Source organism: Pantoea sp. X85 (genome assembly GCF_029623675.1).
Classification (GTDB): domain Bacteria; phylum Pseudomonadota; class Gammaproteobacteria; order Enterobacterales; family Enterobacteriaceae; genus Pantoea; species Pantoea leporis.
This window is the reverse complement of sequence record NZ_CP121108.1, coordinates 2,155,665-2,178,289: the sequence shown is the minus strand read 5'-3', so window position 1 is coordinate 2,178,289 and position 22,625 is coordinate 2,155,665. Positions and strand designations below refer to the sequence as shown.

The following is a 22,625-nucleotide window of genomic DNA, read 5'->3' as shown; positions in this document are numbered from 1 at the left end:
ATTTATGGCGACCTGGTTAATCCTCGTCACGGGCCTGTATCCCGTGCTTCTTCATCATTGCCCGCAACTGATGGTACGTCACACGCAATAACTCGGCGGCGCGGCGCTGGTTGTATTTGGCTTGCTGTAAACTCGCTTCAACCAGCTCGCGTTCCTGTTGATTTTGCCACTGACGCAAATCCAGCGGCAGGGAAGGCAAGGCAGATACGTCCGCCTGGGCAATGACGTCGGCGGGCGGCGTGCGGGGGGCGAACGGGTTAATGATAATGTTATCCAGCTCATCGTCGGCGCTGTGATGGCGATAAACCGAACGCTCGACCACGTTCTTTAGTTCACGCACGTTGCCGGGCCAGCTGTGATTCAGCAACGTCAGCTGAGCGCGATCGCTGAAGCCAGGGAACAGCGGCAAGCCCAGCTCACGGCACATCTGAATGGCGAAATGGTTGGCCATCACCAGTATGTCGCTGCGGCGTTCACGCAGCGGCGGCAGCTGCACCACATCAAAGGCGAGGCGATCGAGCAGGTCGGCGCGGAATTTACCGGCGGCGGCAAGCGCCGGCAGATCTTCATTGGTGGCGCACACCAAACGCACATTCACCTGCAAAGATTGATTACCGCCAACGCGTTCCAGCTGTCCGTATTCAATCACGCGCAGCAATTTCTCCTGCACCAGCATCGGCGCGGTGGCGAGTTCATCAAGAAACAGCGTGCCGCCATCGGCGCGTTCGAAGCGTCCCAGATGGCGTTTTTGCGCCCCGGTAAACGCGCCGGCTTCATGACCGAAGAGTTCGGAATCGAGCAGGTTTTCATTTAGCGCGGCGCAGTTCAGCGAAACAAACGGACCTTCCCAGCGGTTTGACAGATAATGCAGGCGGCTGGCAATCAGCTCTTTACCGGTGCCGCGCTCGCCAATCACCAGCACCGGTTTTTCCAGCGGCGCTAAGCGCGAAACCTGTTCCAGTACCTCCAGAAAGTTATTCGATTCGCCTAACAGGTTGTCTGAACTGTTCGCCATGATGAAATTCGCCACTGATTAATCAATTTCACTACCTTAAGCGATGTTCTGGCGGATGTAAAATAAACAAATTGCGTAAAATCAATAAATTAAAAGTTGGCACGCGAATTGTATTAGTGAAGAGCGCCTCGCGCACCTACATACAAAATTTGAGGAACATCATTATGGGTATTTTTTCTCGTTTCGCCGACATCGTGAACGCTAACATCAACTCTCTGCTGGAGCGCGCCGAAGATCCGCAGAAACTGGTACGCCTGATGATTCAGGAAATGGAAGACACGCTGGTAGAAGTCCGTTCAACCTCAGCCCGTGCGCTGGCCGAAAAGAAACAGCTGCTGCGCCGCAGCGAGCAGGCTGAAATTCAGCAGGCCGAATGGCAGGAAAAAGCGGAGCTGGCGATTAATAAAGGTAAAGAAGATCTGGCGCGTGCTGCTTTAATTGAGAAGCAGAAGCTGACCGATTTGATTGCTGCGCTGCAGCAGGAATCGACTCAGGTTGAAGAGACGCTGGACCGCATGAAAGGCGAGATCGGTGAGCTGGAGAAAAAACTCACTGAAACCCGTGCGCGTCAGCAGGCGTTAACGCTGCGCCATCAGGCAGCATCGTCATCACGTGATGTGCGTCGTCAGCTCGACAGCGGCAAGATTGATGATGCGATGGCACGCTTCGAATCCTTTGAACGTCGCATCGATCACATGGAAGCAGAAGCAGAAAGCCAGCGTTTTGGTAAACCAAAAGGTTTGGATCAGGAGTTCGCCGAGCTGAAAGCCGATGATGAAATCAGCCAGCAGCTGGCCGCGCTGAAAGCTAAAATGAACCGCCCTGAGTGATCGCCACGGGCCTGATTGCGGGCCCGAGTTAAAAATGGTGTTAGTGATTAAGGAGAGTCAATGAGCGCACTTTTTTTAGCCATACCTTTAACGATTTTCGTGCTGTTTGTCGCACCAATTTGGTTATGGCTGCATTACAGCAACAAACGCAACGGCGGCGCCGATCTATCGTCGAGTGACCTGCAGCGTTTGCAACAAATTACCCAGGATGCGCGCCGCATGCGTGAGCGTGTTGAAGCACTGGAAGCCATTTTGGATGCCGAACATCCAAACTGGAGGCAACCATGATGAATGGTCGTAAACTGTGGCGCATTCCGCAGCAGGGCAAAGTACGCGGCGTCTGCGCGGGTATCGCCGAGTACCTCGACATTCCGGTGCGCTTGCTGCGTGTGATTGTGGTGCTGTCGCTGTTCCTTGGACTGTTTATGTTCACCATCGTCGCCTATTTTATTCTGGGCTTTGTGCTGGACGAGAAACCCGTTGATGCGATATCTGAACGGGCACCCAGCGCACGTGAACTCCTCGACGAGCTGGAAACAACGCTGCAAAGCGATGAGCGAAAGGTGCGTGAAGTTGAACGCTACGTGACTTCAGAGACGTTTAGTGTGCGCAGCCGCTTCCGCCAGATCTAAATTCCCGGGCTTTCGGGCCCACTTCTTCTATTGTGATAAGAGGCTCTATGCAAACTCAACGTTTTACTGCTCTGCGCCGTCGCGCGACACCTGCGTTGATGTCGGCGGGGAAATTTATCATCATTAGTGCAGTAACTTACGGGCCCGGCGGTATCGCTGGCTGGGCGGTGAAATCGGTGGCGCGCCGTCCGCTGCGCCTGTTGCTGGCGGCCGCCCTGGAACCGTTGCTGAGCAAAGCGTTTAAACGCTTATCGGCACGATTCATCAGGGAGAACGATGAAAAGACTGCAAAATGAATTTGTGGCGTTGATGAACCGCGGTGTTGACCGCCATCTGCGCCTGGCTGTAACCGGTTTAAGCCGTAGCGGCAAAACCGCGTTTATCACTTCGCTGGTTAACCAGCTTCTCAATGTCCACAGCGGCGCACGTTTGCCGCTGTTTTCCGTGGTGCGCGAAGATCGCCTGCTGGGCGTCAAGCGCGTGCCGCAGCGTGAACTCGGCACGCCGCGTTTCACCTACGACGAAGGTCTGGCGCAGCTGTACGGCACGCCGCCGATGTGGCCGACGCCGACGCGTGGTGTGAGCGAAATGCGTCTGGCGCTGCGCTATCGTCCGGATGAATCGCTGCTGCGCCATTTCAAAGATACCGCCACGCTCTACCTTGAAATTGTCGATTACCCCGGCGAATGGCTGCTGGATCTGCCGATGCTGGCGCAGGATTATCTCAGCTGGTCACGCCAGATGGTGGGCTTGCTGCAGGGCGATCGCGCGGGCTGGTCAGCGCAATGGCGCAGCTTGTGCGCCGATCTCGATCCTTTTGCGCCCGCCGATGAAAATCGTCTGGCAGCGATTGCCGCTGCCTGGACCGACTATCTGCACCAATGCAAAAGCGAAGGCTTGCACTTTATCCAGCCGGGCCGCTTTGTATTGCCGGGCGATATGGCCGGCGCGCCCGCGCTGCAGTTCTTCCCGTGGCCGCAGGTCGACGAGATGCAGGTTAGCAAGCTGGCGCAAGCGCCAGCAGGCAGCAACTTCGCCATGCTGCAGCAGCGTTTCAACTATTACTGCCAGCACGTGGTGAAAGGATTCTATAAAAATCATTTCCTGCGTTTCGATCGCCAAATCGTGCTGGTCGATTGTCTGCAACCGCTTAACAGCGGGCCGCAAGCGTTCAACGATATGCGTCTTGCCTTGACGCAACTGATGCAGAGTTTCCACTACGGTCAGCGCACGCTGTTCCGCCGTCTGTTCTCTCCGGTGATCGATAAGCTGCTGTTTGCTGCCACCAAAGCCGATCATGTGACTTCGGATCAGCACGCCAATATGGTGTCCCTTTTGCAGCAGCTGGTGCAGGACGCGTGGCAAAACGCGGCGTTCGAAGGCATCAATATGGATTGCCTCGGTTTAGCCTCGGTGCAGGCCACAGAAAGTGGGCTGGTTGATCATCGTGGCGAGAAATTACCGGCGTTGCGCGGTCATCGTCTTGCCGATAATGAAGCGCTGACGTTCTATCCTGGCGAAGTGCCGCCGCGCTTGCCTGGCCACAATTTCTGGCAGCAGCAGGGATTTCAGTTTGAACAGTTCCGGCCGCAGCAGCTGGATGTTGATCGCCCGCTGCCGCATATTCGCATGGATGCCGCGCTGGAATTTTTACTGGGAGATAAATTGCGATGAGCGACGAAACACCTTTGAAAGGACGCATTGATTTTGCCCGTCCGCTGACGGTGGAAGCGGAAAAACCGCTGCGCGCCGCACAAACCTTTAGCGCGGACAGCGAGAAAGCCTTTCTCGCCACGGCGGAAGCCGAGCCGTTGGAAGAGGGCGAAGGCGAAAAAGTGGTGGAAGCCGCGCTGCGGCCGAAGCGCAGCCTGTGGCGTAAAATGGTGGGCGTTGGCCTCGCTATTTTCGGCGTCAGCGTGGTGGCGCAGGGCGCGCAAACGCTGCACGATGCGTGGCTGGTGCGCGACTGGTTTACCCTCGGCACCGGCGTGGCAGGCACATTGATAGTTGCCGCGGGGGCGGGTGCGCTGATTGGTGAATGGCGGCGTTTATATCGTCTGCGTCAGCGGGCCGAAGAGCGCGATATTGGCCGCGAATTGCTGCACAGTCACGGCGTCGGCAAAGGTCGCGCGTTCTGTGAAAAACTGGCGCAACAGGCGCAGCTCGATCAGGCGCATCCTGCACTGCAGCGCTGGCATGCGGCGCTGCATGAAACCCACAACGATCGTGAAATCGTCACCTTATATGCCCAACTGGTGCAGCCAGTGCTGGATCGTCAGGCGCGCCGGGAAATAAGCCGTCACGCCGCCGAATCGACGTTAATGATCGCCGTCAGCCCGCTGGCTTTGGTCGACATGGCGTTTATCGCCTGGCGCAATCTGCGGCTGGTCAATCGCATCGCGGCGATCTATGGCATTGAGCTGGGCTACTTTAGCCGCATCCGCCTGTTCCGCTTAGTGCTGCTCAATATGGCGTTTGCCGGGGCTTCCGAACTGGTGCGCGAAGTCGGGATGGATTGGATGTCACAGGATCTTGCCGCACGCCTGTCAACCCGCGCTGCGCAAGGGATTGGTGCCGGTTTGCTCACCGCACGTCTCGGCATTAAAGCGATGGAGCTGTGTCGCCCGTTACCGTGGCTGGAAGATGATAAGCCGCGTCTGGGCGATTTCCGTCGCGAGTTAATCGGTCAGCTGAAAGAATCCCTGGTAAAAAGTGGGGATAAAGCAGGGCAGGCTGCTAAATAATCAGCACTTGCGTACCTTTCACGCTGCAACTGGCGTGAAAGGTAAAATTATCTGTGTTACCACGCATATTCGGCGGGATTTTTGTTGGTCGCTCCGTTACACTTCCCTTTATCACCTGCCTCTGGCTGTCAACTTTTCCTGACAGGCCTCTTCTGAGGCGCTGCAAGTTAGCGTATTATCACTAAAATCAAAACCTGACTAAGGCTCATCGCAATGCGTTTGGAAGTTTTCTGCCAGGACCGAATCGGTCTGGCGCGCGAGTTGCTCGACCTGCTGGTTGCCCGCAATATCGACCTGCGCGGCATCGAAATTGCGCCACTCGGTCGCATTTATCTCAATTTTACCGCACTGGAGTTTGAACCCTTCAGTAATCTGATGGCGGAAATCCGCCGTACACCTGGCGTGACAGATGTACGTACCGTTTCGTTTATGCCCTCCGAACGCGAGCATCGCGCATTGAGCGCGCTGCTGGTGGCGATGCCAGAACCGGTGTTATCCATCGATCTGAAATGCAAAGTCGAGCTGGCCAATCCGGCAGCACAGAATCTGTTCACCCTTGATGAGCAGAAGCTGCGCAATCAAAACGTTGGCACTTTAATCACCGGCTTCAATTTCCAGCGCTGGCTGGAGAATGAACGCGTTGACGCACAGGCGCAGCATGTGGTGATTCAGGGGCGCGATTTCCTGATGGAAGCGCGACCGATTTATCTGGCAGAAGAAGAGGGCCAGAGCGACCTGCCGGTCGGCGCGATGATCACCCTGAAATCGACGGCGCGTATGGGCCGACAGTTGCAGAATCTTACCGTTACCGATGAATCGGAGTTCGATCATATCGTGGCGGTTACGCCAAAAATGCGTCAGGTGATTGATCAGGCGCGCAAACTGGCGATGCACGATGCGCCGCTGTTGATCGTCGGTGATACCGGCACCGGCAAAGATATGCTGGCTCGCGCCTGTCATTTGCGTAGCGCGCGCGGCAAAAAACCGTTCCTGGCGCTGAACTGCGCCTCATTGCCGGATGATGTGGCGGAGAGTGAGCTATTTGGTCACGCTGCCGGTGCTTATCCCAATGCGCTGGAAGGCAAGAAAGGCTTCTTCGAGCAGGCTAACGGCGGTTCGGTATTGCTGGATGAGATTGGCGAAATGTCGCCACGCATGCAGACCAAACTGCTGCGTTTCCTTAACGACGGCACGTTCCGCCGCGTGGGCGAAGAGCATGAAGTGCACGTTGATGTGCGCGTGATTTGCGCCACGCAGAAGAATCTGATTGAGCTGGTGCAGCGTGGTGAGTTCCGCGAAGATCTGTTTTATCGCTTGAATGTGCTGACGCTCAATTTGCCGCCGCTGCGTGAACGTCCGCTGGATATTCTGCCGCTCACCGAAATGTTTGTCGCGCGTTTCGCCGATGAACAAGGCTTGCCGCGTCCGCGACTCTCATCGCAGTTGACGCCATTCCTGACGCGCTATAATTGGCCCGGTAACGTACGCCAGTTAAAGAATGCGCTGTACCGCGCGCTGACGCAGCTTGAAGGTTACGAGCTGGGACCACAAGATATTGTGTTGCCAGAGCAGGCGCTCGATGTGTCATTGGGCGAAGAGGCGATGGAAGGTTCGCTGGACGATATCACCAGCCGTTTCGAACGTTCGGTGCTAACGCGTCTCTATCTCTCTTATCCCAGCACGCGCAAACTGGCGAAACGCCTCGGCGTGTCGCATACCGCGATTGCCAATAAGCTGCGTGAATATGGGTTAGGGCAGAAGCGCAACGAGAGTGAGTAATAGAGCGCGTGCATCCCGCAACGCCGTTCTGCATGCGGTCGCCATCTATGGCGTTGCCTGTCAGTTAAGGAAGCATTTTGCTTTAAATTCGGTGCGGGCTCTGACACATCTGCTGCGTCACGGGCCGTCCTCGCGCCGCTAGCGCGGTACCTTCGGCTTTCACGTTGTGCCAAACGGACCGTTCGCGGATCGGCCGTCCTGGCCGGCCCCGAACTGCCTCGCGCATCCATGCGCGAGGCTCCTGGCCCAACGTAAAAGCCTCAGCGCTGCGAATGGCCCTTTTGCCGCAGCAGACGCGCCAGCGCCTCTGGCAAATGAGCCCTTTTCAGCAGCACTCACTGAAGATTCATCGTGGGCTTAACTGACAAGCATTACGCCATTCATGGCGACCTTTCGTAAATCTGCATCTACTCTGGCACGCGGATGTCTACCTGACTTCCTGCTCTCGTAAACACCGGAATTTCCCTCAGTGGCGCGGCGACGCTGATGCGTTGGCCGCCATGATAGCACTCGCCATTGCGGGCAATCCATTGCTCGCCAGCTGGTAACCACACTTCACGTTTACGCTGGCCAGCGTGCAGCACCGGCGCGACCAGAAGGTCGCGGCCCAGCAGATACTGATCTTCCACTTGCCAGCTCTCTGGCTGCTGCGGGTAGTGATAGAACAGCGGACGCATAACCGGATCACCGAACTCATGGGCTTCGCGCATCAGGCCATCAATATAGGGGCGAATCTGCTCACGTTGCAGCAGGCAGCTTTTCATCAGCGCGTAATTCTCCTCACCGTAACTCCATACCTCATTGGGTGAGCCGCTGTTGCACTGCGCAATGCCGTCGCGCCAGGCTTCTTCAGGTGCAATTTGTGGCTCGCGGTAACCATGCAAACGCATCACCGGACAGAATACCGCCCATTGGAACCAACGGATCAACAGTTCATGAAACGCCGGATCATGAATATTCCCGCCCTGAAAACCGCCGATGTCGGTGGTCCACCATGGAATACCTGCCATCGCCATATTCAGCCCGGCAGTAAACTGATTACGTAAGGCATGGAACGAGGAGTGAACGTCGCCCGACCAGGCAAGCACGCCGTAACGCTGGCTGCCCGCCCAGGCGCAGCGCACCAGATTGACGATCTCGCTCTCGCCCTGTTGTTGCAGACCTTCATAAAATCCGCGGGCAAACAGCTGCGGATAGATATTGCCCACTTCCTGTACCGGGCCGAGATGATAGCGGTAATTATCAAAATCGTAGGCGCGGTATTCTGGCTCCGCTTCGTCGAGCCAAAAAGTGCGGATGCCGTGGTCATAATAATTGCGCTTAACTTCCTGCCAGACGAACTCGCGTGCGGCGGGATGCGTGGCGTCAAAAAAGGTGGTGTTGCCCATAAAATCAAGGTTCACCGATACGCCGCGCTCGCTGTTAACCAGCAAGCCTTTGGATTTCATCAGACGATAGTTATCACTGCGGCTATCCACTGTGGGCCACACCGACACCATGGTTTCGATGCCCATCTCTTTCAGCTCCTGCACCATGGCACGCGGATCCGGCCAGTCGCGCGCATCGAAACACCAGGTTCCCTGATTTGGCCAGTGGAAAAAGTCGATGACGATCACCGAGAGCGGTAGCTGCAGGCGGCGATATTCGCGCGCGACCTCCAGCACTTCCTGCTGAGTGCGATAGCGCAGTTTGCATTGCCAGAAACCGGTCGCGAAGCTGGGCATCATCGGTGCTGTGCCAGTGGCGCGGCCATACTGACGCACGATCTCAGCGGGTGTGTCGCCTGCGGTGATCCAGTAATCCATCTGATCGGTTACTTCGGCTTGCCAGCGCGTGCCGTTTTTACCAAAGGTCACCTCGCCGATGGCCGGGTTATGCCACAGCAAGCCGTAGCCCAGATTGGATACCATAAACGGCACGCTGGCCTGCGAATTGCGCTGTGCCAGCTCAAGCGTGCAGCCTTTCAGATCGAGACAATCCTGCTGATACTGGCCCATGCCATAGATTTTCTCTTCGGCACGCGCTTCAAAGCGCACGCTCAGCTGATATTTCCCTCCCGGAATCGGTCGAAAGGCGCGCGCATCCAGCTTCAGGGCGCTGATGTATTTGTCCTGGCTCTTTTCGCTGGCACCGATGCCCACGGTGCTGCGCTGACGCCAGAACTCCTCGAGCAGCAATTCGCCGTGCTGATTATAGAAAGCCAGCTGGCCGCGAATATTCAGCGTGGCGGTGATATTGCCGTTACGCAGGCTGAGAGATTCATGCTCGCGCTGGATCTCCACCTCGCAAGCCGCAGGCGATAACAACGCCCAGTCATGGTCGATCAGTTCGGGCTGACAGGTGGCTCGTACTCGCAGGCTATGCGCGCCCCAGGGTTCGATAACCAGCGTCTGACGGTCAAATGTCCAGATAATACGCTGGGATTCGGCGCGTAATTCACTCATGACAACTCCTGTGGTTGTAAAAGGGGGGAAGCAGTGGCAGCCGGTTGGGCTGACACTTTGTGCTGATTGATGGTGCGCATGGTGGCATCGTTAAGTTTGTAGCCGCGCATCGCCAGCGCGCTTAACAGCGACAGCAGGCCGGGAACCACCGAAAACAGCGCCACGATGGCCATCATGGCGGCGGGTTGCTGATGCGGTGCCTGAGCGACGTAACCGCTCAGGCCAAGCGTCCAGCCTACAATCGCGCCGCTAATGGCCATGCCCATTTTCAGTACGGCGAGCAGAGTCGAGAAGACGGTGCCATCGAGGCGTTTTCCCTGACGATATTCACCGTAATCCACCACATCGGCCATCATCACCCACATCAATGTGGTGGTGACCTGATAGAAGCTGGAGACGATGAATGTCATGCCAACCAACAGCGCCAGCGAGCCGGGCAGGAACACGATGCTGATGCTTAGCACGCCAGCAGTAATGGCGCTGAGCGTAAAGGCGGTGATTTTGTTCAGGCGGCGCGTCAGCAGTTTCGCCAGCACGCTACCGACGCTTTTGCCGACAATATGCGCGGCCAGCAGCCACATGAAGAGGTTGGCATCACCCAGAAAATAGGTGACGTAGTACATCATCGCGCCGAGCCGCACCACGCCGAATGAGATATTGCAGAACACCAGCAACGCGACCACGCGCCACTGATCGTTACGCAGCAAATCGCGCAGATCGGCAAGAAAGTTGCCGTGGTTTGCGGGAGCATTGATGCGTTCGCGTGTATTGAGAAAACAGATAAAAAACAGCAGGGTTGCCAGCGTCGCCATTATCGACATTGCTGCGAAGTAACCGTCCAGTTTGTTACCGCCGCCTAGCCAGGTGGCGAGCGGGATCATCAGGAAAGTGGACATCGCGCCGCCCAGCGTGGCCAGGAAGAAACGCCATGATTGCAGGGAGATGCGCTGATTATCATCGGCGGTGATAATCGCCCCCATCGAGCAGTAAGGAATATTGATGGCGGTGTACATCAGCATCATCAGGCTGTAGGTCACGGCGGCGTAAATCATCTTGCCAGTCAGCGACAGGCTTTCCGGCACCGCATAAATCAACATACAGCTGACGCCGAACGGTACCGCGAGCATCAATAGCCAGGGACGGAATTTGCCCCAGCGTGAACGGGTTCGGTCAGCCACCATCCCCATCGCCGGGTCGATCACCGCATCGGCGACGCGCGCCAGTAAAAACAGCGTGCCAACAAAGATTGCGGGCAAACCCACCACATCGGTGTAGTAAAAGGTGAGAAAAATAATGACGTTATCGATGGCGATATGGCTGGCCATATCACCGAGGCCATAACTGAACTTTTCTTTAATGGATAAGCTTGCTTGCATAAAGATTCCCGCCTGTCTTTGAATCGCTTAAGTGCAATTGACGGTTAGTTATAGGTAGCGATGCTGATGGGAACAATTGCGGGATTTGTTACGGGTTTTATGTTTTTTAATTAATGTGATACGGGTAACAAGAATCACAGTAAAAATGCAACATGGCGGGAAGAAGTGCTACGTATCGCGATAAATCAACAGGTTGAAAATTGAGCCATCCTGAAGGTGAGCATAAAAAAAGCACCGAAGCGTTAATCATTCGGTGCTTTCTGTTTTGCCTGGCAGGCGAGAGATTTACTTCAGCGCAGCCAGCGCGGCATCGTAGTTTGGCTCTTCGGTGATTTCATTCACCAGCTCGCTGTAAATCACTTTATCGTTTTCATCCAGCACCACCACCGCACGCGCGGTCAGGCCTTTCAGCGGGCCATCAGCAATCGCCACGCCATAGTTTTCTTTAAACTCAGCGCCACGCAGGGAAGAGAGCGTGATCACGTTGCTGACGTTCTCTGCGCCACAGAAGCGTGACTGAGCGAAAGGCAGGTCGGAAGAGATGCACAGCACAATCGTGTTGTTCGCTTCACCTGAACGCTCGTTAAACTTACGCACCGATGCCGCACACACGCCAGTATCAATGCTTGGGAAAATGTTCAGAACTTTGCGTTTGCCTGCATAATTAGCCAGGGATACGTCAGTAAGATCTTTTGCGACCAGGTTGAAAGGTTTAGCTTGCTCGCCAACTTGTGGGAACTGGCCTGCAACCGGCACCGGATTGCCCTGAAAGTGAACAGTCTGAGACATGCGATTTCCTTTTTTAACGATGAAATATCTGACTTTTGGAACGCCAGAACAGGTATAGCGCTTGTTTATGACATAATTTTTAAGGGTTTACGAGCGCATTTCCTGGCGATAATCGAGCCGGCTCGCATTTAAGCGACGGATTTAAGGAGAAATAATGAGAACAGTGAAGAGTTATCCGGAAGCCTGGCCGTTACATTCGCCGTTTGTTATTTCGCGCGGCAGCCGCACCGAGGCGCATGTTGTGGTAGTGGAAATCGAGCAAGATGGCGTTAAAGGTGTTGGCGAAGCGACGCCTTACGCGCGCTACGGTGAAAGTGAGGAGTCGGTGCTCAAGCAGATCGCCTCGCAGCTAAGCGCGTTGCAAAGCGGCATGACGCGAGAAGCGCTGCAACAGGCGTTACCGGCGGGCGCGGCACGCAACGCGATTGACTGCGCAATGTGGGATCTGGCACGACAGCAGCAGGGCGAAAGTCTGGTGCAATTGTGCGCGGTGCCACTGGCTGAAGAGATTGTCACCGCACATACCATCAGCATCGATACGCCAGATGCGATGGCCAGCAGCGCGCAGGCGCTGTGGCAACATGGCGCGCGTTTATTGAAGATTAAAATGGACGATCACCTGATCAGCGAACGATTGGTGGCGATACGCAGCGCGGTACCGGACGCGACTTTGATTGTCGATGCCAACGAATCCTGGCATGCCGAAGGCCTGGCGGCACGCTGTCAGCTGCTGGCCGACCTAAATGTCGCGATGCTGGAACAGCCGCTGCCGGCCGCAGAAGACAGCGCGCTGGGCAACTTTATCCATCCGCTGCCAATCTGCGCCGATGAAAGCTGCCATACGCGTGAAAGCCTGCCGCAGCTGAAAGGGCGCTATGAGATGGTGAATATCAAGCTGGATAAAACCGGCGGATTAACGGAAGCGCTGGCGCTGGCAGAGGCGGCGCAGCAGCAGGGATTCGCGATTATGCTCGGCTGCATGCTCTGCACGTCGCGGGCGATTCGTGCGGCATTACCGCTGACGGCGCGCGCGACCTTCGCGGATCTCGACGGTCCAACCTGGCTTGCGGCCGATGTTGAACCGTCGCTGCATTTCTCTCACGGCGTACTCAAGCCGCTGGCTGCCAGCGCAGCAGATTGATCATCGCTTCCAGATAGACTTCGGTGGCTTCGTCCACCGAAATCGGCGGCATCTCGGCGGTAATGCATAACAGGCCGAGGTCGTCGCACCAGCTGCCAAACGAACCCGGCGTAGCATAACCCACGCTGCTCACCACCGGCAGCGCGGTCTGCTGCGCCAGCCACTGCGCTAATTCGCTGTGGTGCGGATCGTCAATGCAGGCCAGCGGTTCATGCCACGAAACCACCCAACGCGGTTTGATCTGATGAATCAGCTGGCACAGCGCGCGGGTTTCTGGTTCGGAAGAGGGCGCTGATCCGGTTGAAAGCACCACATCACGCTCATCCGCTTCGCTGTTCCAGCGATACACCGTGTCGCCATGCTGCCAGTTAGCGGCGGGGAAATTACGGTTAAGATCGACGCCGTTGGCGTTGGCGCGCAGCCCCAACTGACAACCATCGGGATTGACCGCCAGAACAACGTGATGACGCCGCAGCGCGTCCGGCAAGGTGCGCATCGCGCCCGATAAGGTGGCAATCGCGGCATTCTCGTCGCCGTGCGTGCCAGCGATAATCAGCCCGCTTTCAGCATCGGCGGCGGGTGCCGGAAACCACAGCAGCGGTGCACCCAGCACCGATTGCCCGTATTGTTGCCAGACAGCGTCCAGCTTGCCGCGCAGCGGACGTGGATGGTATGACGACATGACGTTCCTCTATGAAATGCTTCCAACACCGCCAAAAGCCTTCTGGCGCTCAAGGTAAAAATGTGACCGGGAATCCAGCCTCAACATAACGGTAAATATCCTGCGGGGAAATAGCTATATATCAATCAGCAATTTGCGATAAAGTGCCAAAAGTTGCTGGCGACACAATCTCTTCGCGGTCGCCATTTTTTTCGCGTAAAGGAGTGGTGATGAAACTAACGTTCCGCAAAACGCTGACTGCCTTAATTGTAGCCAGTGCTGTCTCACCCGCATTCGCCGCCAACGTGCCGTCGGGCGCACAGCTGGCCAGCACCCAGGAAATTGTTCGCCATATTAAAGATGAACCCGCTTCACTCGATCCGATGAAGGCGGTTGGCTTGCCAGAAATTCAGGTGATGCGCGATCTGTTTGAAGGGCTGACCAATCAGGACGCCCACGGAAAAATCGTGCCGGGCGTGGCGCTAAGCTGGAGCAGCAACGACAACAAAACCTGGATGTTTACCCTGCGCAAAGATGCGCGCTGGTCAAATGGTGAGCCGGTTACCGCGCAGGATTTTGTCTACAGCTGGCAACGTTTAGTTGAGCCGAAGAACAGTTCGCCGTTTGCCTGGTTCGCCGCCTTGAGCGGCATTGAAAACGCCGAAGCAATCACCAAAGGACAGATGAGCGCCGATAAGCTGGGCGTGACGGCAACCGATGCGACTCACCTTAAGGTGACATTGTCACGTCCTGTACCGTGGTTCCCGAGCATGGTCGCCAACGCCGCGATGTATCCAGTATCGAAGCAAGTGATTGAAAAAGAGGGCGACAGCTGGACATCACCGGGCAAGCTGGTGGGCAATGGCGCTTATCAGCTGCAGGATCGCGTGGTGAACGAAAAAATTGTATTGGTGCGCAACGCTAACTATTGGGATGACCAAAAATCGGTGCTGACGAAAGTCACGTTTATTCCGATTAATGAAGAATCCAGTGCTACCAAACGCTATCGTGCCAACGATATCGATATCACCGAATCCTTCCCGAAAAACATGTACGCGCTGCTGAAAAAAGAGTTGCCTGGTCAGGTGTATACGCCGGATCAGCTTGGCACCTATTACTACGCGTTCAATACCGAGAAAGGGCCAACCGCTGATGTACGCGTGCGCAAGGCGCTGTCGTGGAGCATCGATCGTCGCATCATTGCGGAGAAAGTATTGGGCACCGGCGAGAAACCGGCCTGGCACTTCACGCCGGACGTTACCGCCGGTTTCACACCGATGAAGAGCTATCTGCAGCAACATAGCCAGCAGGAGCTGAACGCGCAGGCCAAAGCATTGCTGACAGCGGCAGGTTATGGACCGGGCAAACCGCTGCATTTGACGCTGCTCTACAACACCTCGGAAAGCCATCAGAAAATTGCTATCGCGGTGGCGTCAATGTGGAAGAAGAATCTTGGCGTGGATGTCACCTTGCAAAATCAGGAGTGGAAAACCTATATTGACAGCCGTAATAGCGGCAGTTTCGATGTGATCCGCGCGTCATGGATCGGCGATTATAATGAGCCTTCAACCTTCCTCAGTCTGCTGACCTCGACCCACACCGGCAATATCGCGCGCTTCCGCAGTGCCGATTACGATGCGGTGATCACCAAAGCCAGCACTGAAACCAGCGTGGCGGCGCGTAACACCGATTACAACAAAGCCGAGCAGATCATCGCCGATCAGGCACCGATCGCGCCGATCTACCAATACACCAACGGCCGCTTAATCAAGCCGTGGGTGAAAGGTTATCCGATCACCAATCCTGAAGACGTGGCGTACAGCCGCGAGCTGTGGATTGAGAAGCATTAACCCCGCACATCCGCAGGCGGTGATTGTCACCGCCTGTCATCTTTGCTCACAGCCTGATGATTGCAACTGGTCTGCGCCACGCTAGACTGTATCGTATTGATTTTGATAGTGAGGCCAGTTCGTGAACGTCATTGAAGGAAAAGCGTTACAAGTATCCGATGCCATTGTGTCCTGTCAGCTGGATGGCGCAGGCGGCATGATCCCCATCGAAGATAAAGACGTCATCAACTGCGAACGTCCCTGCTGGTTGCACCTCAATTACACCCAACGGCAAAGTGCGGAATGGCTGCAAAACACGCCGCTGATCCCCGATTCGGTGCGTGATGCGCTGGCGGGCGACAGCATGCGGCCGCGCGTGACACGCCTCGGCGACGGCTTCATGATTGTGCTGCGCAGCGTGAACCATAACGCCGATTCACGTCCCGATCAGCTGGTGGCGATGCGCGTATTTATCAACGATAAGCTGATTGTCTCGACGCGCCGGCGCAAAGTGTACGCCATTGATGCCGTGCTGACCGATCTACAACAGGGTAACGGTCCGGTTGATGGCGGCAGCTGGCTGGTGGATGTGTGCGATGCGTTAACCGACCACGCCAGCGAATTTATCGAAGAGATGCACGATAAAATTATCGAGCTGGAAGATGCGCTAATGAATCAGGAAGTACCAGCGCGCGGCGATTTGGCGCTGCTGCGTAAGCAGCTGATTGTGATGCGTCGTTATATGGCACCGCAGCGCGATGTCTATGCGCGGCTGGCTATCGAGAAGATGGCGTGGATGAACGACGACGATCGTCGCCGTATGCAAGAAGTTGCCGATCGCTTAGGTCGCGGATTGGACGATCTTAATGCGGGCGTGGCGCGCACTTCGATTCTGGCGGATGAAGTGGCGTCAATCCTTGCGGAATCGATGAATCGCCGCACTTATACCATGTCGTTGATGGCGATGATTTTTTTACCGGCCACGTTCCTTACCGGCTTATTCGGCGTCAACCTCGGCGGCATTCCGGGCGGCAATTGGGCGCTGGGCTTTACCGCTTTCTGCGTGCTGCTATTGGTGATGGTTGGCGGCGTGGCGATATGGTTGAAACGGCGGAAATGGTTGTAAGGCATAAAAGCGGATTAAACCTGATCGATATCAATATCCCGCCAGCGCAATCGGGGCAAACTCTTTCCCGCAGGTGAATGCAACGTCAAGCGATGGGCGTTGCGCTCCATATTGTCTTACTTCCTTTTTTGAATTACTGCATAGCACATTTGATTCGTACGACGCCGGCTTATCCGCCGGCTTTTTTTTGCCCGCCTGGCTTGCTCGGCCAAACTTTCCTATGCTTAAAGGACATTCAGCGACAAGGAGAAGGGCATGCAAGAGATCATTGCCAGCGAACCGATTCCTACCGATCCACCACCGATTCCCGAACCGATTCCACAACCGCAGCCGATACCACCCGCACAGCCACCACACGATCCCGAATTCCCACCGATTCAGGATCCACCGCCGCACCGTTAATAAAAAAGGCGCGTAGCCGAAGCGACGCGCCTTTTTTGCAGCAAAACCTATTACTTAATTTCCAGCACATCAAGACGTACGCTGAGATTCGGCGCATCATCCTCTTCTGGCTGCCAGCCCGCGGGCTGCACCGGCAAGCTTTCGCGATCAAACGCCAAATCACCGCCATCCACCACGGCATCACCGTGTTTGATGCCTTTGAAATCGAACAGATTAATGTCGGCCATGTGTGATGGCACCACATTCTGCATCGCGGTAAACATGGTTTCGATACGGCCTGGATAACGTTTATCCCAGTCACGCAGCATGTCGGCAACCACCTGACGTTGCAGATTCGGCTGCGAACCGCACAGGTTGCACGGAATGATCGGGAACTGGCGCGCTTCCGCAAAACGAATGATGTCTTTCTCGCGGCAGTATGCCAGCGGACGAATCACAATATGTTTACCGTCATCGCTCATCAGTTTTGGTGGCATGCCTTTCATCTTGCCGCCGTAGAACATGTTGAGGAACATGGTCTGCAGAATATCGTCGCGATGATGACCTAAGGCGATTTTGCTACAACCCAACTCGGTGGCGGTGCGATACAGAATACCGCGGCGCAAACGCGAACAGAGTGAGCAGGTAGTTTTGCCTTCAGGAATCTTATCTTTAACGATGGAATAAGTGTCTTCGTTAACGATGTGATACTCAACGCCCTGTTGTTCCAGATAGGCGGGCAGAATATGCTCCGGGAAACCGGGCTGTTTCTGGTCGAGATTCACCGCCACCAGCGAGAAATTCACCGGCGCGCTCTGCTGCAAATTACGCAGGATCTCCAGCATGGTGTAGCTGTCTTTACCACCAGACAGACAAACCATGATGCGATCGCCTTCTTCAATCATGTTGAAGTCAGCAATGGCTTCGCCAACGTTGCGACGCAAACGCTTCTGCAGTTTGTTGAGGTTGTACTGCTCTTTTTTTGTTACTTCTTGATTTTCTGACATTATTTTCACGCTTAAGAGTGAAGGCGAGGGCCGTTAGCGGCTGAAGCAATCTTCAACGGCAATAAACCCTGTAAACATGACTGCGTATGGTACGGATTGCGGGCGCGAATGCTAGCCTGAAGTGATCTCTTTTCTGATGATAACTCATTGCGCTTGAGACAAAGGCGCACACTTTGTCAGAACAATCTGGCTATTTATTGATCTGGGCAAATATTTACCTCATCTGGGCCTGACAGGATGGCCGAAGTGCTTTTTTTACTTTCTTTAGGTGAGGAGCGGCAAATGCAAACGTACGATATGGTTTTTGAAGAGGCGTGTCGGCTGGTGGGGCAATGTTATCTGGAGCTGGCACAGCGAGGCGCAGCAACCGAGAAAGAGGTGCTAGCCAGCGAGTTGCGCAATCTACAGTTGCGCTATCGTGAACTCACCGGCTCACCGAATCGGGCGGTAGAGATGGCCATCGTTCAGCTCAAGCCGTGTTAATCCATCAACATTAACCCAGCAAAGAAACGCCCGGCCATCGCGCCGGGCTTTTTCATCTACTCGCTTTTCTCGGTTTTCCCGGCTAACTCGGCCAGCCGCTGATAACGCTGACTGGCGGCTACCGTTGCATCACGCCACAGCTGCGACGCTTCTTCTGGCCGCTGAGTTTGCAATTGGCGGAAACGCTGCTCGTTCATTAATGCTTGTTCGAGTTCCGAGGTCGGCGGACGCGAATCCAGCGCCAGCGCGGCTTTACCTTGCTCGGCGCGTCGAGGATCAAAACGATAAAGCGGCCAGAAACCGCTGGTGGTCAGCAGGCGCATCTGCTCGTGGCTATAAGCCAGATCGTAGCCATGCTCTTCACACGGGCTGTAAGCGATGATCAGCGAGGGTCCCGGCCAGGCTTCCGCTTACTGAATCGCTTTCACGGTTTGATTGAGCTGCGCGCCCAGCGAAATCTGCGCCACATACACATGCCCATACAGCAGCGTCGACATGCCGAGATCCTTGCGCGCCTTGCGTTTCCCCTGTTCGCCAAACTTGGTCACCGCGCCGAGCGGCGTCGCTTTTGATGCCTGGCCACCGGTATTGGAGTAACACTGCGTATCCAGCACCAGCACGTTGACGTTTTCGCTCAGGCTCATCACGTGATCGAGGCCGCCGTAGCCAATGTCGTACGCCCAACCATCGCCACCAATCAGCCAGACCGATTTCGCCACTAGCGCATCCGCTGTGTCGTTTAGGGCTTTGGCTTCAGGCTGCGGTGAAGCCGCGAGCAGGGCGCGCAGCTGTATAATCTGCTCCCGTCGTTGGGAAATGGTGACGCTGTCACCTTTTAATGCGTCAACCAATGCCGCCGGTAGCTGCGCAGCGCATTGATCAAGTAGTCTGAGCGCGCGCTGTTTCTGCTGGTCGACGCTCAAGCGGAAGCCCAGACCAAATTCGGCATTATCTTCAAACAGCGAATTCGCCCACGCCGGACCGCGACCTTCAGCATTGGTGGTGTAAGGCGTGGAAGGCAGATTACCGCCATAAATGGAGGAGCAGCCGGTGGCATTGGCAATCAGCAGGCGATCGCCATACAGCTGCGTCAGTAGTTTGATATAGGGCGTTTCCCCGCAGCCCGAGCAGGCACCGGAATATTCAAACAGCGGCGTAATCAGCTGCGAGGTGCGGATATCAATACGTTCTAGCTGCTCGGCGGTGATCTCCGGCAGCGCAAGGAAGGCTGCGTAATTGACCTTTTCCGTCTCAACATGCTCCAGGCGTGATTTCATGTTGATGGCTTTGATTTCCGGATGCTGGCGATCGCTGGCCGGGCACACTTCCACGCAAAGATTGCAGCCGGTGCAATCTTCCGGCGCTACCTGCAGCACGTATTTCTGTCCGCGCATATCGCGCGATTTCACATCGAGTGAAGCGAGCGAAGGTGGCGCATCTTCCAGTGCTGCAGGATCAACCACTTTGGCGCGAATCGCCGAGTGCGGGCAGGCGGCGACGCAATGGTTGCACTGCGTACAGAGATCGGGCTGCCAGATCGGCACGGCTTCGGCGATATTGCGCTTTTCCCATTGCGTGGTGCCAACCGGCCAGGTTCCATCAGGCGGCAGCGCCGAAACCGGCAGTTTATCGCCAAGGCCGGCCAGCATCGCTGCGGTGACGGTTTTGACGAAATCCGGCGCGCTATCGGCTACCACCGGCGGGCGATGCGGACTGCGATCGTCTACCGGTTGCAGCGGCACCCTCTGTAGCGCTTGTTGTGCCATCGCTAGCGCTTGCCAGTTGCGCTGCACCAGCTCTTCGCCTTTGCTGCTGTAGCTGCGCGCAATGGCGTTTTGCAGTTCAGTTAATGCGCTATCGCCTGGCAAAATCTGGGTCAGCTGGAAAAAAGCCATCTGCATCACGGTGTTGATGCGTGCGCCCAACTGGCATTCGCGCGCGATACGCACAGCGTTGATCACATAAAATCGCGCCTGTTTATCGTTGAGCTGGCTCTGCACTTCCTGCGGCAGGTCCGGCCACACCTCCTCAGCGCTGTAGGGCGTATTGAGCAGAAAAATCCCACCCGGCTTAAGCTGATCGAGCATCGAATACTTATCGATAAACTGCAGCTGATGGCAGCCAATGAAGTCGGCTTGCTGAATCAAATAGGCGGATTGAATCGGATATTCACTGACGCGCAGATGGGAAACCGTCAGGCCGCCGGCTTTCTTCGAGTCGTAGACGAAATAGCCCTGCACCTGCCACGGTGTGGCGTTACCGATTATTTTCAGGTTGTTTTTACTGGCGCTGACGCTGCCGTCGCTGCCTAAACCATAAAACAGCGCTTCAAGCCGTGCGCGATTCGGCACGATATTGGCTTCCAGCGGCAGCGAAAGATGGGTGACGTCGTCGTAAATGCCGACGGTAAAACGCGCTGGCGGTGTTTCGCGCAGCAAGGCACTAAAAACCGCCAGCACCGCATCGGGTGCGAACTCTTTCGATGACAAACCATAGCGACCGCCGATCACCTTCGGCAGCGACGCCCGCTCGCCACGGCTGTAAGCTTCAGCCAGCGCGGTCATCACATCCAGGAATAGCGGTTCGCCGAGCGCGCCGGGCTCCTTGGTGCGATCGAGCACCGCAATCCGCTGGGCGGAAGCGGGGATCTTTTGCAGCAAATGCGCCGCCGAAAACGGGCGATAGAGGCGCACTTTCACCAGCCCGACTTTCTCGCCGCGCTGCAGCATCTCATCAATCGCCTCTTCAGCCGTGCCGCAGCCGGAGCCCATCATCACCATTACACGCTCGGCCTGCGGATGGCCATAAAACTCAAACGGCTGATAATGGCGGCCGGTATTTTCGCCAAACGCGGTCATTGCAGCCTCAACGTGCTGGGTGCAATCGTCATACCAGCGGTTGGTGGCTTCGCGTGACTGAAAATAGGTATCAGGATTGGCGGATGTGCCACGAATCGTTGGGCGATCCGGCGTTAATGCACGAGCGCGATGGACGTTAATTGCCTCGGCGGGCATCAGCGCCTGCAAGGTTTCATCGCTGATCGGCACGATCTTGTTGATCTCGTGCGAGGTGCGGAAGCCATCGAAGAAGTGGATAAATGGGATGCGGCTATTCAGTGAGGCGATTTGTGCAATCAGGGCAAAATCCTGCGCTTCCTGCACGCTGGAGGCGCAGAGCTGCGCGCAGCCGGTTTGTCGTACTGCCATGACATCGGAGTGATCGCCAAATATCGACAGCGCGTGCGTCGCCACGGTCCGCGCCGCGACGTGCAGCACAAACGGCGTCAGCTGGCCCGCCAGTTTGTAGAGCGTCGGGATCATCAATAGCAATCCCTGCGAAGAGGTGAAGGTGGTTGAGAGTGCACCGGTTTGCAGCGCGCCGTGCACCGTGGCAATCGCGCCGCCTTCTGATTGCATCTCGACCACGCGCGGCACATCGCCCCAGATATTACGGCGGCCTTCGCCGGACCAGCTATCCGCCAGCTCGGCCATGGTTGAGCTGGGCGTGATGGGATAAATGGCAATCACTTCGCTGGTGCGGAAGGCGACTGAAGCCACTGCACCGTTACCGTCGACGGTAATCATAAATCGTCCTTTGCTACGCGGAGAAACCCGCAAACTTTACGGGGGTTATCAGTTCAGTTTAGCAAAGGGCTTGGACGCGACTTTTTCATCTGTGTGCTAGCGAGATGGCAGCGCACCGCAATCTAACATTGATGATTTTTACATCATCTCTAGCGATTGAACGCCTTTGATTTCCATCACTTTGTCATAGATATTATGCATTGGTGTACGTCGTGACAACGTCACCTCAACGCTCAGTTCGCACAGACCAACCTCTTCATCACGGTTAACTACGGCGATGTGACCGTAACGCACATTTTCGCGTTGCAGCACCAGCAGCACCAGCGGCACGCTTTTGGGTTTGAGGTGCACCAGCAGCGTATGGTGACGGCCAATCAGCCAGTGACTGATGCGACGGAACGTCTCCAGCACCACCAGCGCCAGCACGGTGCCGTAGATACCGATTTCATACATGCCGCTACCGATCACCAGACCAATCGCCGCCGTCACCCATAAACCGGCGGCGGTGGTGAGACCTTTCACCACTTGCTTTTGAATGATGATGGTACCGGCGCCGAGGAAGCCCATGCCGCTCACCACCTGCGCCGCAATACGGCTGGGATCGAGCGCTACATGGTCGCTGACTAACATATCGGCAAAGCCATATTTCGATACCAACATAAACATCGCGCTACCGATACCGACCAGGATATGGGTGCGCAAACCGGCCTCTTTAGCGCGCAGCTGCCGCTCTAGACCAATCAGTCCGCCGAGAATTCCCGCCAGCGCGATGCGGATAAGCATATCCGTCAACATCGTTCTCTC

Annotated in this window: 19 protein-coding genes and 1 pseudogene; 12 read left to right on the top strand and 8 right to left on the bottom strand. The window is 55.9% G+C overall.

Annotation, left to right across the window (positions count from 1 at the left end; translation table 11 throughout):
• Positions 1 to 16: 16 nt before the first annotated feature.
• On the bottom strand, positions 17 to 1,015 hold the full coding sequence (gene pspF / locus P6287_RS10130; protein ID WP_137385865.1) for a phage shock protein operon transcriptional activator: 999 nt from the start codon (positions 1,013 to 1,015) through the stop codon (positions 17 to 19).
• Positions 1,016 to 1,179: 164 nt separating this feature from the next.
• Between pspF and pspA the strand changes: the two genes are divergently transcribed.
• From pspA to tyrR, 7 genes are all read left to right on the top strand, one after another.
• Positions 1,180 to 1,845 (top strand): phage shock protein PspA, encoded by a 666-nt coding sequence (gene pspA / locus P6287_RS10125; protein WP_008106471.1) that lies wholly within the window; start codon positions 1,180 to 1,182, stop codon positions 1,843 to 1,845.
• 60 nt (positions 1,846 to 1,905) lie between these two features.
• Positions 1,906 to 2,133, top strand: a complete 228-nt coding sequence (gene pspB / locus P6287_RS10120; RefSeq protein ID WP_007888081.1) for an envelope stress response membrane protein PspB — start codon at positions 1,906 to 1,908, stop codon at positions 2,131 to 2,133.
• On the top strand, positions 2,130 to 2,477 hold the full coding sequence (pspC, locus tag P6287_RS10115) for an envelope stress response membrane protein PspC (RefSeq protein ID WP_277973650.1): 348 nt from the start codon (positions 2,130 to 2,132) through the stop codon (positions 2,475 to 2,477). The genes pspB and pspC overlap by 4 nt, the downstream gene beginning before the upstream one ends.
• 47 nt (positions 2,478 to 2,524) lie before the next feature.
• A complete protein-coding gene (pspD, locus tag P6287_RS10110) occupies positions 2,525 to 2,773 on the top strand; it encodes a phage shock protein PspD (protein WP_007888070.1) in 249 nt (82 codons plus the stop codon).
• Positions 2,754 to 4,151: a YcjX family protein gene (locus P6287_RS10105; protein ID WP_222182220.1), complete on the top strand. Its 1,398-nt coding sequence runs from the start codon at positions 2,754 to 2,756 to the stop codon at positions 4,149 to 4,151. Before pspD ends, P6287_RS10105 begins: the two co-directional genes overlap by 20 nt.
• Complete coding sequence (locus P6287_RS10100; RefSeq protein WP_110866230.1) at positions 4,148 to 5,221, top strand: YcjF family protein; 1,074 nt, start codon at positions 4,148 to 4,150, stop codon at positions 5,219 to 5,221. The genes P6287_RS10105 and P6287_RS10100 overlap by 4 nt, the downstream gene beginning before the upstream one ends.
• A 213-nt stretch (positions 5,222 to 5,434) precedes the next feature.
• Positions 5,435 to 7,000 (top strand): transcriptional regulator TyrR, encoded by a 1,566-nt coding sequence (gene tyrR / locus P6287_RS10095; RefSeq protein ID WP_008106462.1) that lies wholly within the window; start codon positions 5,435 to 5,437, stop codon positions 6,998 to 7,000.
• 407 nt (positions 7,001 to 7,407) lie between these two features.
• Here tyrR and P6287_RS10090 read toward each other — a convergent pair whose 3' ends face one another.
• From P6287_RS10090 to tpx, 3 genes are all read right to left on the bottom strand, one after another.
• Positions 7,408 to 9,444, bottom strand: coding sequence for a glycoside hydrolase family 31 protein (locus P6287_RS10090; protein WP_277973649.1), 2,037 nt, complete (start codon positions 9,442 to 9,444; stop codon positions 7,408 to 7,410).
• Positions 9,441 to 10,820, bottom strand: coding sequence for a glycoside-pentoside-hexuronide (GPH):cation symporter (locus P6287_RS10085; protein WP_277973648.1), 1,380 nt, complete (start codon positions 10,818 to 10,820; stop codon positions 9,441 to 9,443). The genes P6287_RS10090 and P6287_RS10085 overlap by 4 nt, the downstream gene beginning before the upstream one ends.
• Before the next feature lie 285 nt (positions 10,821 to 11,105).
• On the bottom strand, positions 11,106 to 11,609 hold the full coding sequence (gene tpx, locus P6287_RS10080; RefSeq protein ID WP_277973647.1) for a thiol peroxidase: 504 nt from the start codon (positions 11,607 to 11,609) through the stop codon (positions 11,106 to 11,108).
• 154 nt (positions 11,610 to 11,763) lie between these two features.
• Here tpx and ycjG point away from each other — a divergent pair, with 154 nt between their 5' ends.
• Complete coding sequence (gene ycjG / locus P6287_RS10075; protein WP_222182212.1) at positions 11,764 to 12,750, top strand: L-Ala-D/L-Glu epimerase; 987 nt, start codon at positions 11,764 to 11,766, stop codon at positions 12,748 to 12,750.
• Here ycjG and mpaA read toward each other — a convergent pair.
• Positions 12,719 to 13,432 carry a murein tripeptide amidase MpaA gene (gene mpaA, locus P6287_RS10070; RefSeq protein ID WP_101764300.1) on the bottom strand — a complete coding sequence of 238 codons (714 nt, stop codon included), beginning with the start codon at positions 13,430 to 13,432 and terminating at the stop codon, positions 12,719 to 12,721. The genes ycjG and mpaA overlap by 32 nt on opposite strands.
• A 209-nt stretch (positions 13,433 to 13,641) precedes the next feature.
• On the opposite strand from mpaA, the gene P6287_RS10065 reads away from it, so the two are divergent.
• From P6287_RS10065 to P6287_RS10055, 3 genes are all read left to right on the top strand, one after another.
• The gene (locus tag P6287_RS10065; protein WP_277973646.1) at positions 13,642 to 15,261 is read left to right on the top strand and encodes a peptide ABC transporter substrate-binding protein; all 1,620 of its coding nucleotides are present in this window, start codon (positions 13,642 to 13,644) and stop codon (positions 15,259 to 15,261) included.
• A gap of 121 nt (positions 15,262 to 15,382) precedes the next feature.
• Positions 15,383 to 16,366, top strand: a complete 984-nt coding sequence (gene zntB / locus P6287_RS10060) for a zinc transporter ZntB (protein ID WP_137385861.1) — start codon at positions 15,383 to 15,385, stop codon at positions 16,364 to 16,366.
• A gap of 255 nt (positions 16,367 to 16,621) precedes the next feature.
• Complete coding sequence (locus tag P6287_RS10055; RefSeq protein ID WP_167391210.1) at positions 16,622 to 16,768, top strand: hypothetical protein; 147 nt, start codon at positions 16,622 to 16,624, stop codon at positions 16,766 to 16,768.
• Between the two features lie 50 nt (positions 16,769 to 16,818).
• Here P6287_RS10055 and ttcA read toward each other — a convergent pair whose 3' ends face one another.
• Positions 16,819 to 17,754: a tRNA 2-thiocytidine(32) synthetase TtcA gene (gene ttcA / locus P6287_RS10050; RefSeq protein WP_101764303.1), complete on the bottom strand. Its 936-nt coding sequence runs from the start codon at positions 17,752 to 17,754 to the stop codon at positions 16,819 to 16,821.
• A 282-nt stretch (positions 17,755 to 18,036) separates the two neighbouring features.
• Here ttcA and P6287_RS10045 point away from each other — a divergent pair, with 282 nt between their 5' ends.
• A complete protein-coding gene (locus P6287_RS10045) occupies positions 18,037 to 18,237 on the top strand; it encodes a DUF2767 family protein (protein WP_008106442.1) in 201 nt (66 codons plus the stop codon).
• Positions 18,238 to 18,293: 56 nt separating this feature from the next.
• Here P6287_RS10045 and nifJ read toward each other — a convergent pair.
• Positions 18,294 to 21,821, bottom strand: a pseudogene (gene nifJ / locus P6287_RS10040) (pyruvate:ferredoxin (flavodoxin) oxidoreductase).
• A gap of 138 nt (positions 21,822 to 21,959) precedes the next feature.
• Positions 21,960 to 22,616: an MgtC/SapB family protein gene (locus tag P6287_RS10035; protein WP_061718808.1), complete on the bottom strand. Its 657-nt coding sequence runs from the start codon at positions 22,614 to 22,616 to the stop codon at positions 21,960 to 21,962.
• Positions 22,617 to 22,625: the final 9 nt, after the last annotated feature.

Excerpts from the sequence above, each read along its gene's own strand:
- P6287_RS10055 (WP_167391210.1), top strand. The coding sequence starts at position 16,622 with ATGCAAGAGATCATTGCCAGCGAACCGATTCCTACCGATCCACCACCG.
- tpx (WP_277973647.1), bottom strand. The coding sequence starts at position 11,609 with ATGTCTCAGACTGTTCACTTTCAGGGCAATCCGGTGCCGGTTGCAGGC.
- P6287_RS10105 (WP_222182220.1), top strand. The coding sequence starts at position 2,754 with ATGAAAAGACTGCAAAATGAATTTGTGGCGTTGATGAACCGCGGTGTT.
- pspC (WP_277973650.1), top strand. The coding sequence starts at position 2,130 with ATGATGAATGGTCGTAAACTGTGGCGCATTCCGCAGCAGGGCAAAGTA.
- pspF (WP_137385865.1), bottom strand. The coding sequence starts at position 1,015 with ATGGCGAACAGTTCAGACAACCTGTTAGGCGAATCGAATAACTTTCTG.
- P6287_RS10035 (WP_061718808.1), bottom strand. The coding sequence starts at position 22,616 with ATGTTGACGGATATGCTTATCCGCATCGCGCTGGCGGGAATTCTCGGC.
- P6287_RS10090 (WP_277973649.1), bottom strand. The coding sequence starts at position 9,444 with ATGAGTGAATTACGCGCCGAATCCCAGCGTATTATCTGGACATTTGAC.
- ycjG (WP_222182212.1), top strand. The coding sequence starts at position 11,764 with ATGAGAACAGTGAAGAGTTATCCGGAAGCCTGGCCGTTACATTCGCCG.
- pspB (WP_007888081.1), top strand. The coding sequence starts at position 1,906 with ATGAGCGCACTTTTTTTAGCCATACCTTTAACGATTTTCGTGCTGTTT.
- P6287_RS10100 (WP_110866230.1), top strand. The coding sequence starts at position 4,148 with ATGAGCGACGAAACACCTTTGAAAGGACGCATTGATTTTGCCCGTCCG.
- tyrR (WP_008106462.1), top strand. The coding sequence starts at position 5,435 with ATGCGTTTGGAAGTTTTCTGCCAGGACCGAATCGGTCTGGCGCGCGAG.
- P6287_RS10045 (WP_008106442.1), top strand. The coding sequence starts at position 18,037 with ATGCAAACGTACGATATGGTTTTTGAAGAGGCGTGTCGGCTGGTGGGG.
- P6287_RS10065 (WP_277973646.1), top strand. The coding sequence starts at position 13,642 with ATGAAACTAACGTTCCGCAAAACGCTGACTGCCTTAATTGTAGCCAGT.
- ttcA (WP_101764303.1), bottom strand. The coding sequence starts at position 17,754 with ATGTCAGAAAATCAAGAAGTAACAAAAAAAGAGCAGTACAACCTCAAC.
- mpaA (WP_101764300.1), bottom strand. The coding sequence starts at position 13,432 with ATGTCGTCATACCATCCACGTCCGCTGCGCGGCAAGCTGGACGCTGTC.
- P6287_RS10085 (WP_277973648.1), bottom strand. The coding sequence starts at position 10,820 with ATGCAAGCAAGCTTATCCATTAAAGAAAAGTTCAGTTATGGCCTCGGT.
- pspD (WP_007888070.1), top strand. The coding sequence starts at position 2,525 with ATGCAAACTCAACGTTTTACTGCTCTGCGCCGTCGCGCGACACCTGCG.
- pspA (WP_008106471.1), top strand. The coding sequence starts at position 1,180 with ATGGGTATTTTTTCTCGTTTCGCCGACATCGTGAACGCTAACATCAAC.